Source organism: Modicisalibacter sp. MOD 31.J (assembly GCF_020147985.1).
GTDB classification, from domain to species: Bacteria; Pseudomonadota; Gammaproteobacteria; order Pseudomonadales; family Halomonadaceae; genus Modicisalibacter; species Modicisalibacter coralii.
Window position 1 is genome coordinate 260,632 of sequence record NZ_JAGXFF010000004.1, and the last position, 12,929, is coordinate 273,560.

Sequence of the window (12,929 nt, forward strand, 5' to 3'; positions counted from 1 at the left end):
TCAGGCGGGCCGAGGCATGGCCTGTTGGGCGCGCAGCCAGGCGATCTCTTCCGACCACAGCGCCGGGTCGATGGTTTCCAGAATCAGCGGAATCCCGTCGAGCCGCGGGTCGCGCATCAGGGTCGTGAAGCCCTCGAGGCCGATATTGCCATGGCCGAGGCTGTGATGCCGATCGACGCGGCTGGCGAACGCGCTCTTGGCGTCGTTGAGATGCATGCCGCGCAGGTAGTCGAAGCCGACCATCTCGCCAAATTCGTCGAGCGTGGCGGTGGTCGCTTGCGCGCTGCGCAGGTCGTAGCCGGCGGCGAAGGCATGGCAGGTATCGATGCACACGCCGACGCGGGACTTGTCGTCGACTTGCTCGATGATCGCCGCCAGATGCTCGAAGCGGTGGCCGAGGTTGGTGCCCTGGCCGGCGGTGTTCTCGATCACCGCGACGACCGACTCGGTCTGCGCATGGGCCCAGTTGATCGACTCGGCGATGCGTGCCAGGCAGTCGTCCTCGCTGATCCGCCCCAGATGGCTGCCGGGATGGAAGTTGAGCAGCGTGAGGCCGAGCTGCTCGCAACGCCGGCATTCGTCGAGGAACGCCGCCCGCGATTTCTCCAGGCCGTCGCGCTCGGGGTGACCGAGGTTGATCAGATAGCTGTCGTGGGGAAGGATCTGCCCCGGACCGAAGCCATGGTGGGTGCAGGCCTCGCGAAACTCGGCGATGGCGGTTTCGCTCAACGGCTTGGCGTGCCAGCGGCGCTGGTTCTTGGTGAACAGCGCCAGGGCGTCGGCGCCGATCTCGACGGCGCGCTCGATGGCTTTCGCCGGGCCGCCGGCGGCGCTGACATGGGCTCCGATGTGCTTCATTCACGGCTCCACGGATTCCGGAAGGGCGTCATGATAGAGCCTGAGCGGACGGTTCGCGAATCGTGCCGGTTGACGCCGTTAATAAGGGATGGTTCTAATGAATGAGCGATGGTCGATAAAGCCATCGCTTTTTCGTCAACCACCCGTCGGACCTCGACATGATGCTATCCCGGGCCACCTGGACCAACGCCACGTACCGAGTCATGAATCATCGTGACCCACGTATGTGCGTCCGTCCGTGTGCCGTCGATCGAGTCTGACTTTCCCGGCCGCGGATCCTACCGCGGCCCCGAGTGATTTCTCACCAGCCATCTCTCTTTGCCTCGCCAGGATCCCGGCCTCCCGACAGGAGACCGACCCATGATTCTGGCAACACTCTACCGCAACATCGCACGTGCGCTGCATGCCCGTCGCCGTGGTCGCGTGACCCTCGAGTCGCTGGCCCACCTCGACGCGCGCCTGCTGCGCGATGTCGGCCTGCATGTCGAGGCCGGCGCCGTCAGGCCGCTCGACCCCGAGGCCTTCGCCGCGCGCGTCGAGGTGCGTCAACTGCCGCTCACCGGCACGCCGCGGGTGGCCGGCAACCGTGACGAAGGGGGATACTGTCCCCACTGTGGCGCGGCGCTGACCTAGCGTGGCCGCGGCCGCCGGAGGAGCGGTCGCGGCGACTCCATGCCCCATCGACGACGGAACCAAGGGATCGGCCCCGTCGTCGCCCCATGCACTGGAATACCTATCCAAGGAGAGACAAGCATGAAGACCATCGGTGTGCTCGGTGGGATGAGCTGGGAGTCGACCCAGAGCTATTACCGGCTGCTCAACGAGGGCGTCAAGGCCCGCCTGGGTGGCTTCCATTCGGCCCGCGTGTGCCTGGTCAGCGTCGACTTCGCCGACATCGAGACCCTGCAGCGGGCCGGCGACTGGGACGCGGCCGGACGCTACCTGGCCGCCTCGGCGCGCCAGGTCGAGGCGGGCGGCGCCGACTGCCTGGTGCTGGCCACCAACACCATGCATTGCGTCGCCGAGGCGATCGAGACCGCCATCGACATTCCGCTACTGCATATCGCCGACGCCACGGGAGCGGCGCTGCGCGAGGCCGGGATTCGCCGCGTCGGCCTGCTGGGAACGCGCTTCACCATGGAGCAGCCTTTCTATCGGGAACGTCTGGAGCAGCGTCACGGTATCGAGGTCGTGGTCCCCGACGCCGAAGCGCGCCAGGCCGTTCACGACATCATCTTCCAGGAGCTGGTACTGGGAACCATCGACGACACCTCCCGCGAGCGCTACCTGGCGATCATCGACACGCTGGCCTCGCGGGGGGCCGAGGGCGTGATCCTGGGCTGCACCGAGATCGCTTTGCTGGTACAGCAGGCGCACACCGCGTTGCCGCTGTTCGATACCACCGACCTGCACGCCCGGGCAGCGCTCGCCTTCGCGCTGGACGACTGAGCTCACGCGGTAGCCGGGGCCGTCTCGTCGCGAATGGCCGCCAGCAGCAGGGCACAGGCCAGCGACACCAGCGCCGTCGCCACGAAGACATGGGGCATACCCCATCCGGCTGCGATGATGCTGCCGAGCAGCGGGCCGAGTACCTGACCGAGGTATTGAAAGGCGGTCGACCAGCCCAGCACCACGCCGAGCTGGGCAGCGTCATTGCCGAGTTCTCGCAGCGCCGCTTTCAGGCAGGGCAGCACGCCGCCGAGCGCGAGCCCCATCGCGAAACGCAGCGTTGTCAGCGTGATCAGATCGTCGACGAAGGCCTGAGGCACGATGCAGGCGATGCTGACCAACAGGCCGGCGATGGCGACACGTCGGGCGCCGTAACGGTCGGCGAGGGTACCGAGCCTCAGCGACGAGATCAGGCTGCCCAGCGCCGTGGCGGAGAGTACCAGGCCGGCCGCCGAGGCCATCGCCAGGCCGTGGTTGTCCAGTCCGGCGACGACCGTCGAGATGATCGGCTCGATCGACAGGGTAGCGACCATCAGGCCTGCGGTGGCCACCAGCACCGCAAGCATGACCGGTCGTACCCGAGTCGTCGCGGGGCGGGAGTCGGCCTGGGAATTGCGGCGCCCCGGCGGTACTCGCTCGCGAATCAGCAGGGCGGTCGCCAGGACGTTGACGAAGATCAGGCTGCCGGTGATCAACAGGGCCTCGCGCATGCCCACATGAGTGGCGAGGATGCCGCCCAGGGCGGGGCCGACAAGGCTGCCCGCGAGGATGCAGGCCGAGAGGGCGCCCTGTGCGTAGCCACTGCGCTCGGCGGGCGCCTCCCGGGCCATCAGGATGGTCGCGCCGGACGCGTAGCCGCCGGCCACGCCGGTCAGCAGGCGCAGCAATGCCAGTTGCCAGGCGCTGGTCGCCAGCCCCATCAGCGTCATGCAGACGAACATGCCCAGGCTGGCGCGGACCAGGTTGAGACGGCAGCCGTAACGATCGGATAGCTTTCCCCACAGCGGCGCGAGCAAGGCCGCGGTGATGAAGGTCGCCGAATAGATCGCCCCTGACCAGAGATACACCGCGTCTGTGGAGTAATCGTCCAGGGTCTCCAGGTAGGCGGGCAGGAAAGGCAACATCAATGTCATCGCCACGACATTGATGAAGGCTCCGCCACCGCTGATCCAAAGGTTCATCTGCCAACTGCCGTTCGTTCGGCTCGGGGGCGTCGTCATCGCCTTGGTACTCGTCGCTTCGGGGGTCGAGTGACGGTATAGCGCTCCTTTTATAAAAACAATTCATGTTTATTATTAATTGGATTCCATAATGTTATCTCAGAGGCTAGGGCGTGATCGCGACACGACGCCATCGGCGAGCGGCGTTCGGGAAGCGGGATGTCACGGTCGAGGCGCTCGTGTTGGTATTTCGTATCCGCGCTAAGGTTGGGCGTGGCGATGCCGATAGACAGGGTGTAGGTTCGACATACACTCACCGATGCCGAGGTTCGCAACGTGGATACATCCGTCAACGCCACCGTGGGCACGGCCGTGGCCCTTCAGCAGTTCAATGCCGACCAGCAGGCCCAGACGAGCCTGCTCAAGCAGGCGCTGGATACGCAAGCGTCACAGATGGAACAACTGATGGACTCCGTGACTCCGCAGAACCAGCTGGCCACGACCGGCACCGTCGGTACCCGCATCAACACCGTCGCCTGATCGGGCGCTACCTACGGCGCCGTGGTGATCCCGCGGCGTCTCCTTTCTCGCCTCGCCGTGCCGGCGATCATCAGCAGGGGCAGTCGCCCTCCGGCCGATAGAAGATGAAGTCGCCAGCCTCGAAGGTCTGGGTGAACTGCTTCGACCAGTAGGGTGCCGCATTGCGGTGATGGAAGAACAGTGCGCCGCCGGTCCGATCTTTCAGTTGCCCGTTGAGCGCCTTGCGTGCGACCTCCTTGGCCGTGTCGTAGGCGGTGTCCTCCCTGGCATCGTCGGCACGCCCGTCGCACCACCACGAGAACTGGCAACTGCCCTGTTCCGAGCCCTGCTTGACCACGCCGCAGACAGTATCGGGGAACCCCGGGCTGCCGAGTCGGTTCATTACCACGTTGGCGACGGCTTCCATGTCGGTGGCCTCGGTGCCGCGGGCCTCCCAGTAGATGGAACGCGCCAGACAGGTAATGGGGTCGTCGAGCGGCGCTTCACCGGCGGGGTCGACGGCCTGGACGCCGGGTGGGGTGATCAGCTCGGCCCTGGTGGGCGGCTTGCCGTCGCCATCGGAGGCGGCGCTGTCCTGCAGGTTCTCCGCCTTTCTTTCGGCGATGACCGCCTTCGGGGAGGGCGCGTCGGCCGCGGCGATGCCCGGGAGCGCGAGGGCAAGACAGAGCAGGCAGGCAGCGATTCCCCGAGTGGGTGAGTGCATGATGGATGACTCCTGACGCGGATTGTCGCGGACGGGCGTCCCGTGTCGACGCTCGCAGTGAGTGTAGATCGTCGCACTGGAAGCCGGTGGCTGGTTCGGTGCGTCATACCGGCCACTGAGGCGGCGTGCACACTGTCCGGTCTGACTCACGCGGTCCGTTCGTGTTCCGGGAGGCCCAGGACCACCCACTAAAACCCAGGCGGCCTGCGGACCCTGCGCCATCACGCCCAGCGCATCGACAGGTCGAGCGACACCAGGATCGTCGCCATCTCGCCCGGCAGATAGTTGGCGGCGCCATCGCCGAGGAAGTGCGTCCATCGGCATCCGGTTATATAGCCTGGGGCGGGAAACCGATGGTTGGGTGTCATTACCACCCTTCCGGCCAGCCTTGCGGCGGTGGTTGTAACTTGGATTTGATGAACGTCAAATACTTGGGATCATCGAGTTCGAAAATTGCCTTGCCTGCAGGGATGTAGGCTCGTGCCAGTTCGTCCTCGGCTCTTGCCATGTTGCCGAGTTCATATTGGCACTGGCCGAGCCGAAGGTGCAGGAATGGATTTCCGATGGCCCCGGGAAGGTGCATTGCGGCACTGAAGTTGTCACGACACGCGGCGTAATCGTCGTCAAGAAAATTGGCATCGCCAATGGCGGCGAGCAGCCATAATGCAGCATCCCACTCTTGCTTTGGCTCGGGTAGAAGTTCCCATGCCTGCCGATAGGTCGCGATAGCCTTGCGGTAATGTTGGCGCTCTGCTAGAGCATCGCCCCGTTCGGAAAGGCTTTTGACTCGGGCGTCGATGGTGGCGGGCAGCTCCTTGGGTTCGGGGGGCTCCGCCGCCATTGTGACCGAAGTGGCGAGCAAGGCCATGGCCATCGTGATGAGCCTTTTCATGATAACCATTCCGTTCCTCTTCTTGACCCGCAGCCTTCTGAGGCTCTGCACACCTGTAGCGGAGCTGCCCCAGCCGGCAATTCTGACGATTTCATTCTGATTCCTACGATGGCTCGCGCTTGGCACTGAGTTAGCAAGGTGCCGACATCAGTACATAACGTTCTCGGGCGGCGAACCCCGCCGAACGATAAAGGCGCTGGGCTTGTTCGTTGTTCCGCGCGACCTCCAGGCTCAGCGCTCGGACACCGAGCGCTGCCAGCGCCTGCTTGACACGATTCAGGATGATCTTGCCGATACCCATGCCTCTTTTTTCTCGAACGATGAAAAACTCGTCGATGGTCGCTTCGCGCCCTCCGAATTCGATGGAATGCACGAAGCAAACTGCAATATATCCTATCGGTTGTGAATCCCAATCAATGATCCATAAGCGGCCCAGTTCACTGTCGCCGAGAAGCGGCCGGATCGAGGATGGCGAATATGTTTCATCACCGCAAATGCCCTCGAACTCATGATAGGCACGAACATAAGGTTCCACGATGTCCAGATCGCTTTCTGTCGCCATTCTCAAATGGATGTCCATGTTCTATCTCCGTCAGCACTGCAATCGGTCAGGTGTTCTGTGTGTGCCTGACAATCCCTTTGGCCGTTCATGCAGGGTGAGGAATGGAGCGGGGCGGAACTCGAACAAGCGCATTCAAGGCGTCGCCCTATGGTGGCGTCCGAGGTGGTCCTTATCTAGCGTTCGGCGCCCCGGTACCGAGTGTCTTCTCCATGCCCAGCGTGGCGTTTTCCTCGATCGCCACGCGATACCCGTGACGCCGGTAGAGATCGAGCGCTGGACTGTTCTTGAGCACGCGCAGCCGAATGCGATCCAGCCGCCGGTGGCGGGCGAGCCGCTCCACTTCGCGCAACAGCCAACTGCCGATGCCACGCCGACGATAGGCGGGCACGAGCTGCAGTTCGCGAAGATAGGCGTGCGTGGCGGTGTAGTTCAGGGAGAGAAAGCCGACGAGCGTCTGGCCGGCCATCAGGCGATAATTGTCCGCTTCGGCATAGCCCTCGCGAAACAGGCGGGGGCGCCAGGCGACCCCGACTTGCTTCAGGGAGGGGCGCATGTTGTCGCGCACCAGTCGCTCGGCTCGCCCGCGGTCGGCCGGAGTCGCGGGCTCCAGATGCACGATCTCGTCGCCGAGGTTGAGGGTGACGGCGTCGGTCGACCGATACATCGCCAGACGCGGGCGGTGATCGTGGCCACTCATGTCATGGGGTCTGCAAGCGGGTTTCCAACCTAGAGCGCCGGGGCGTCGAAATCGCTGGGCTCGTCGGTATAGACGCAGACGTTGGCGTCCTCGATGTCGCCGTCCTCGGCTTCCAGGTGCGTGGCGAAGAACCGGCGGATCTCCTCGCGCTGGCAGTGGGCCTCGAAGGAGGCGCGATCGGCCCAGACCTCGTGGAAGACGATCGGGTAGCTGGTGCCCCGGGCGAAAGGGTTGTCGACATGGCGGGTCACGGTATAGCGCAGGCAGGCGTCCTCGCGATGGGCGTTGGGTTCCAGGGCCTGGAGCGCCCTGAATACCGCATCTTCCTTGCCGGGCTTGGGCTTGAAGCTGGCAATGCAATAGACCTTGGATGACATGCGGACTCCGTGACGGATGGGATCAGGCCGCTCACGATAGCATGTTCGAAACGCGTGCGGGCAGGTCACGGGCGTCATCCCACCGGTACCACCGGGTGGTCGATCACCCGGCGCAGCACGAAGCTCGAATGGGCGCCACTGACGCCGTCGATGCGCGTGATGCGGTTGAGCAGCAGGTCCTGATAGTCGTCCATGTCGCGGACCACCACCTTGAGCTGGTAGTCGGCCTCCTGGCCGGTGATCAGCAGGCACTCCTGGACCTGGGGCAGGGCGGCGACCTTGGCTTCGAAGTTGGCGAAGCGCTCCGGCGTGTGGCGGTCCATCGATATGTGCAGCAGTGCCGTCAGGCTGTAGCCGAGACGCTTGCTGTCGACCTGGGCGCGGTAGCCGGCGATCAGTCCCGATTCCTCGAGGGCGCGAACGCGACGCAGGCAGGGCGATGGCGAGAGGCCGATACGCTCGGCGAGCTCCTGATTGCTGATGCGGCCCTCGCGCTGAAGCACCTCGAGGATGTGGCGATCATAGCGATCCAGAGCAGGGATTGGCGATGTCTCGGACATGATGGGCAATTTATTGGGCTTGAAGGAATGGTTGTAGGCATTTTATGCCAATATCTCGTCGAATCGCCATGTCATTCGCAATCCTTCGTCGCGTCGTCTGGCTTATGCTGTTGTTTATCGTCACGAGCGATAGAGAAACACTGCACAAATGCCTGCACGGGCGAATCGCTGCGTTGCGCGGTGCGCGGAATCCTCACATATACCCCATATGCTTCGGTTCCTGTGCTCCGTGCGCCTTGCGCTTCATCCCGCTCGCCTATTTGTTCAGCGCTTCCCTAGCCGGCGGTCGTCACCACACGCCCGCTCGGCGATACGCAACGGGCCGGACACCCCACAAGGGTCGGCCCCGTTCCCGACGCGCCCACCCGGCCGGGGAACGCGACACCAGGCGGCCAGCCGCCGCCTACATTTATCGTTGGCAAGGAACCCGACATGGCTTCGTTCGACCATCGCAAGTATCGCCCCGCCCCCCGTGTGCCCGCCTTCGACCGCCAGTGGCCGGATCGCCAGCTCGATCGTGCCCCGACCTGGCTCAGCGAGGATCTACGCGACGGCAACCAGGCGCTACTCGAGCCGATGAGCGTCGAGCAGAAGAAGGCGCTGTGGCGGGTGATTCTCAAGGTGGGTGTCAAGGAAGTGATGGTCGGCTTCCCCTCGGCCAGTCAGCCCGACTACGACTTCGTGCGCTGGCTGATCGAGGAGGACCAGATTCCCGAGGACGTGACCATCGCGGTGCTGGTGCAGTGCCGCGAACATCTGATCGAGCGCACCTTCGAGGCGCTGGTCGGCGTCGAACGCGCGATCATCCACCTCTACAACTCGACCTCGACCGTGCAGCGCGAGCGGGTGTTCGAGATGGACCGCGAGGGCATCACGCAGATCGCCGTCGACGGCGCCACCTGGGTCAAGGAACAGGCCGCGCGCCATCCGGATGTCGACTGGCGCTTCCAGTATTCACCGGAAAGCTTCTCGAGTACCGAGATCGATTTCTCGATCGCCATCTGCGAAGCGGTGATGGACGTCTGGCAGCCGACCCCGGACAACAAGGTGATCCTCAACCTGCCCAACACCGTCGAGGCCGCCGGACCGCACCACCACGCCGACCAGATCGAATACTTCTGCCGGCACATCAAGAATCGCGAGTCGGTGATCGTCTCGGTGCACACCCACAACGACCGCGGTGGCGCGGTGGCGGCCGCCGAGCTGGCGCTGCTGGCCGGGGCCGAGCGCGTCGAGGGCACCCTGCTGGGCAACGGCGAGCGCACCGGCAACATGGACATCGTCACCCTGGCGATGAACCTCTACAGCCAGGGCATCGACCCGGAGCTGGATCTGTCCAACCCCGACGAGATCATCCAGGTGGTCGACGAGTGCACCGGCATCGCGCTGCACCCGCGACATCCCTGGGTCGGCGAGATGGTCTACACCGCCTTCTCGGGCAGTCACCAGGACGCCATCCGCAAGTCGCTGCGCAAGCAGGGTGACGACGAGCCCTGGCAGGTCGCCTACCTGCCCATCGACCCGCGCGACATCGGCCGCGACTACCAGGCGGTGATTCGCGTCAACAGTCAGTCCGGCAAGGGCGGCATGGCGTTCCTGCTGGAGCGTGACTACGGCATCAGCCTGCCGCGCTGGCTGGCGCTGGAACTGGCACCGCACGTCCAGCAGGCCAGCGAACGGGTGACCGGGGAACTCAGCAGCGCGCAGATCCGCGATCTGTTGCGCGAGACCTTCGTCATCGAGGCACCGCTGCGTCTCAAGGGCTACCGGCTCGACCGCGACGAGGCCGAACAGCTCAGCATCACCCTGTACGAGGGTGAGAAGACGCTCTCTCTCGAGGGCGCCGGCAACGGCGTGATCTCGGCGTTCATGGACGCCTGGCAGCGTCACAGCGGTCAGGTGGTGAGCGTGGTCGACTATGGCGAGCACGCCCTCGGCGAGGGCAGCGACGCCTCGGCGATCGCCTTCGTGCAGCTCAACATCGACGGCCAGCGTGTCAGCGGCATGGCCGAGGATGGCGATACCGTCAGCGCTTCGCTCAAGGCGGTGCTCTCGGCGATCAATCGCGTTCGGGCCGGGGCCGCCGAGACGGTGGCGAGGCGCGAAGCGACGCCGGCCTGAGCGTCGCGACAAAGAAGTGAGGTCCCGACGACCGCCCGCCAGGCGGTCGTCGACGATCAGCTGTCGCTGCGAATCTGGGCGTGACTGATCAGCGCGAAGATGAAGGTACCGCCGACCACGTTGCCGGCCAGGGTGGGCAGCACGAACGACAGCAAATACTCGCCGAACGAGGCCTTGCCGGCGAACACCAGATAGATCACCTCGGTGGAGCCGGCAATGATGTGGGTGAAACCGCCGATCGCCACCAGATAGGTGACGATCAGGATCACCCAGATCTTGGCCGCGCCGGCGGCGGGAATCAGCCACACCATGGTCGCGATCATCCAGCCGGCGACCACGCCCTTGGCGAACATCGCGCCGACACCGTTTTCCAGCAGGTGATGGCCCAGGCCCAGGAATATCTTGTGGGTCTCGCCGTCGAACAACGGCATGGCGACGATGGCGTAGGCGGAGATCGCCGTACCCAGCAGATTGCCGACCAGCACCACGCTCCAGAGCCGCAGCAGGCGCAGCAGCTTGAAGAAGCGCGGTTCGCTCATCAGCGGCAGTACCGCCGTGACGGTGTTCTCGGTGAAGAGTTGCTGCTGGGCGAGAATCACCACCAGAAAGCCCACGGTGTAGCCGAGCGAGGCCACCAGATAGGCGATGTCGGTATCCGGCAGGTGGGCGGCGAGCAGGCCCTTGGCAAGCATCGAGAAACTCATCGACAGCCCGGCGGCGAGCGCCGACCAGAACAGTGCCGAACTGGTACGGGTCAGCTCCTTCTCGCCGTCGGCACGGATGGTTTCGTGAACGGCCGCGGCCTGGGAGGGCAGGTGGTCGTCGTCGAGCTCGAGATCATGGCTCGGCGGGGTGGTGGATCCGGTTGTCGGCACGCGAAGCTCCTTTTCGGCGGTGGCCTGAGGCCTCGACTCTGCGCGAAGGGGGCGGGACTGACAAGTCTTCCGCGACACGATTCGGCTATTCTTGAATCAGGGTTCGACGATGGAAGAGGGAGTGACACCATGCAGGGAGAGGCACTGACGATCGTCTTCAACCTGGGAGCTGCCTGGCTGGCGGGCAGCCTGATCGGTCTCGAACGCAGCTTTCATGGCCGGCCCGCGGGGTTTCGTACCCATGCGCTGGTGTGTGCCTCGTCGGCGCTGCTGATGCTGGTCACCACCTATCAGTGGCAATGGCTCGACGCGGGAATCCCCGAATCGACCATTCGCACCGACCCCACGCGCATGGCGCAGGGCATCATGACCGGTATCGGTTTCCTGGGCGCCGGGGTGATCTTCAAGGAGGGGCTCAACGTCCACGGCCTGACCACCGCCGCCTCGATCTGGATCACCTCGGCGCTGGGCATCCTGTTCGGCGTGGGCTTCATGATGCCGGCGGTGCTGGCCACCGTGGGCACGCTGCTCACGCTGTCGCTGTTTCGCTGGGTCGAGCAGCACCTGCCCAGCGAGTGCTATGCCGACCATGTGCTGAGCTATGCCCGGGAGTCGGCGCCCGATGAAGCCTCGGTGCGGCGTTTCATCGGCGAGTACGACTGCCGGGTCCAGTCGATCAGCTATCGGCTCAGCGAACATGGCAGCCTGTTCCAGTATCACATGGTGTTGCAGACTCACGACAAGCGGAATCTGGCGCGTCTGGCGCATGATCTGCGCCATTCATCGCCCAACGTGCTGGAATTCCGGCTGGCGCCTGCCGGCGAATGAGCGGCTTGCCCTGGCCGGCCAGGACGTTACAGTAGTCGGCCCACGACAGTCGGAGTTTCCATGTCCCTCGATTCATCCCCCGCCGGGCCGGCATATCGCTGGCTGTTGCCGTTGCTGATCGGCGGCGTGATGCTCATGCCGCTGGCGATCGATATCTACCTGCCGTCATTGCCGGTCATGGCCCGCGACTTCGGTCGCCCTTCCGCCGCGCTGCAGGTCACCATCACGCTGCTGCTGTTCAGTGCCGGGCTGGGGCAGATTCTGGTCGGTCCGCTCGTCGACCGTTTCGGGCGGCGTCCGCTGCTGATCGTCGGCGCCGGTGTCTATGCGCTGGGTGCCCTGATGGGCATGCTCTCGATGTCGCTGACCCCGCTGTATCTCTCGCGGGTGCTGCAGGGGCTGGGGGCCTGTGCGGTCACCGCGGTGGTCTTCGCCGCGGTGCGCGACGCCTTCACGCCGACCCAGGGAGCGCGCCTCTACAGCTATCTGAACGGCTCGCTGTGCCTGGTGCCGGCGCTGGCGCCGGTGATCGGCGGCCTGCTGGCGGTAAGCCTGGGCTGGCGCAGCAATTTTGCCTTCATGGCGCTGTTCGCGTTGACGCTGCTGAGTGCCGCCGTCTGGCGTTTCGCCGAGACCCGGCCCAGCGACGTGACCCCGCCGCGTCCGCTCTACAGCTGGGCGCGTTACCGCGAGGTGCTGGGAAACCGGCTCTTCGTGCGCTATGCCGGCACCGCCTGCATCGGCATGGCGGCGATCCTGGTCTATGTCTCGGCGGCGCCGGTGTTGCTGGTGGAGCAACTGGGGCTCGACGAGCTGACCTTCGCCGCCTGTTTCGGCGGCAACGCGCTGATCAACATCATCGCCTTCTTCCTGGCGCCCCGCGTGATCCATCGCCTGGGTCGGCGTCCCACCGTGCGGCTGGGACTGGCGCTGGTGCTTCTGGCCGGCTTGTTGCATGGTGTTGCCGTGGTCGCTGCGCCGCTGTCGATCGTCTCGTTCATGGGGCCGGTGGCGGTGCTGTCGATCGGCTTCTCGCTGGCGCTGGGGGCGGCGTCGAGCCTGGCCCTGGAGCCGTTCCGGGCGCTGGCGGGCACCGCCGCGGCGCTGCTGAGCGCCATCCAGTTGGGCGGTGGCGCGGTGGTCGCCACCGCGATGCTGGCCACGCCGCTGCCCCTGCAGGGCGCGCTGGCGGTGGTGGCCACGCTGCCGGTGGCACTGTTGCTGTTCAGCGACAGGCGCGGGAGCCCGGCATGATGGCGCGAGCGCTTGCGATGCGCGGTGCGACGGGCGATGGTATATCTCTCAAT

16 protein-coding genes are annotated in these 12,929 nt (G+C 65.1%); 6 read left to right on the forward strand and 10 right to left on the reverse strand.

The genetic code is table 11. The features are described from left to right. Nucleotides 1-858, reverse strand: coding sequence for a deoxyribonuclease IV (nfo, locus tag KGR00_RS15090; RefSeq protein WP_224419516.1), 858 nt, complete (start codon nt 856-858; stop codon nt 1-3). Nucleotides 859-1,218: 360 nt separating this feature from the next. Here nfo and KGR00_RS15095 point away from each other — a divergent pair, with 360 nt between their 5' ends. Continuing rightward, nucleotides 1,219-1,491, forward strand: a complete 273-nt coding sequence (locus tag KGR00_RS15095; protein WP_224419517.1) for a DUF1127 domain-containing protein — start codon at nt 1,219-1,221, stop codon at nt 1,489-1,491. 120 nt (nt 1,492-1,611) lie between these two features. Beyond that, nucleotides 1,612-2,307, forward strand: coding sequence for an aspartate/glutamate racemase family protein (locus KGR00_RS15100; RefSeq protein ID WP_224419518.1), 696 nt, complete (start codon nt 1,612-1,614; stop codon nt 2,305-2,307). Between the two features lie 2 nt (nt 2,308-2,309). On the opposite strand, the gene KGR00_RS15105 is transcribed toward KGR00_RS15100, so the two are convergent. Further along, the gene (locus KGR00_RS15105) at nt 2,310-3,488 is read right to left on the reverse strand and encodes an MFS transporter (protein ID WP_224419519.1); all 1,179 of its coding nucleotides are present in this window, start codon (nt 3,486-3,488) and stop codon (nt 2,310-2,312) included. Between the two features lie 315 nt (nt 3,489-3,803). On the opposite strand from KGR00_RS15105, the gene KGR00_RS15110 reads away from it, so the two are divergent. Continuing rightward, the gene (locus KGR00_RS15110; protein WP_129139994.1) at nt 3,804-4,007 is read left to right on the forward strand and encodes a putative motility protein; all 204 of its coding nucleotides are present in this window, start codon (nt 3,804-3,806) and stop codon (nt 4,005-4,007) included. Nucleotides 4,008-4,077: 70 nt separating this feature from the next. On the opposite strand, the gene KGR00_RS15115 is transcribed toward KGR00_RS15110, so the two are convergent. The 7 genes from KGR00_RS15115 to KGR00_RS15145 all read right to left on the reverse strand — a co-directional run bounded on the left by KGR00_RS15115 (nt 4,078) and on the right by KGR00_RS15145 (nt 7,798). Continuing rightward, a complete protein-coding gene (locus KGR00_RS15115) occupies nt 4,078-4,710 on the reverse strand; it encodes a cell wall hydrolase (protein WP_129139993.1) in 633 nt (210 codons plus the stop codon). Nucleotides 4,711-4,931: 221 nt separating this feature from the next. After that, nucleotides 4,932-5,078 (reverse strand): hypothetical protein, encoded by a 147-nt coding sequence (locus KGR00_RS15120; RefSeq protein WP_224419520.1) that lies wholly within the window; start codon nt 5,076-5,078, stop codon nt 4,932-4,934. Further along, complete coding sequence (locus tag KGR00_RS15125) at nt 5,078-5,602, reverse strand: hypothetical protein (protein ID WP_224419521.1); 525 nt, start codon at nt 5,600-5,602, stop codon at nt 5,078-5,080. Before KGR00_RS15125 ends, KGR00_RS15120 begins: the two co-directional genes overlap by 1 nt. 130 nt (nt 5,603-5,732) lie before the next feature. Continuing rightward, the gene (locus tag KGR00_RS15130; protein ID WP_129139992.1) at nt 5,733-6,182 is read right to left on the reverse strand and encodes a GNAT family N-acetyltransferase; all 450 of its coding nucleotides are present in this window, start codon (nt 6,180-6,182) and stop codon (nt 5,733-5,735) included. 151 nt (nt 6,183-6,333) lie between these two features. Then, a complete protein-coding gene (locus KGR00_RS15135; RefSeq protein ID WP_224419522.1) occupies nt 6,334-6,861 on the reverse strand; it encodes a GNAT family N-acetyltransferase in 528 nt (175 codons plus the stop codon). A gap of 29 nt (nt 6,862-6,890) precedes the next feature. Continuing rightward, nucleotides 6,891-7,238, reverse strand: coding sequence for a putative quinol monooxygenase (locus KGR00_RS15140; RefSeq protein WP_224419523.1), 348 nt, complete (start codon nt 7,236-7,238; stop codon nt 6,891-6,893). A 74-nt stretch (nt 7,239-7,312) separates the two neighbouring features. After that, the gene (locus tag KGR00_RS15145) at nt 7,313-7,798 is read right to left on the reverse strand and encodes an Lrp/AsnC family transcriptional regulator (RefSeq protein WP_224419524.1); all 486 of its coding nucleotides are present in this window, start codon (nt 7,796-7,798) and stop codon (nt 7,313-7,315) included. 432 nt (nt 7,799-8,230) lie between these two features. Between KGR00_RS15145 and KGR00_RS15150 the strand changes: the two genes are divergently transcribed. Beyond that, nucleotides 8,231-9,919 (forward strand): 2-isopropylmalate synthase, encoded by a 1,689-nt coding sequence (locus tag KGR00_RS15150; RefSeq protein ID WP_224419525.1) that lies wholly within the window; start codon nt 8,231-8,233, stop codon nt 9,917-9,919. 56 nt (nt 9,920-9,975) lie between these two features. On the opposite strand, the gene KGR00_RS15155 is transcribed toward KGR00_RS15150, so the two are convergent. After that, nucleotides 9,976-10,794 carry a formate/nitrite transporter family protein gene (locus KGR00_RS15155; RefSeq protein WP_129139987.1) on the reverse strand — a complete coding sequence of 273 codons (819 nt, stop codon included), beginning with the start codon at nt 10,792-10,794 and terminating at the stop codon, nt 9,976-9,978. A 129-nt stretch (nt 10,795-10,923) separates the two neighbouring features. Between KGR00_RS15155 and KGR00_RS15160 the strand changes: the two genes are divergently transcribed. Beyond that, a complete protein-coding gene (locus tag KGR00_RS15160) occupies nt 10,924-11,622 on the forward strand; it encodes an MgtC/SapB family protein (protein WP_129139986.1) in 699 nt (232 codons plus the stop codon). Nucleotides 11,623-11,682: 60 nt separating this feature from the next. Beyond that, on the forward strand, nt 11,683-12,876 hold the full coding sequence (locus KGR00_RS15165) for a multidrug effflux MFS transporter (protein ID WP_224419526.1): 1,194 nt from the start codon (nt 11,683-11,685) through the stop codon (nt 12,874-12,876). Nucleotides 12,877-12,929 lie beyond the last annotated feature (53 nt).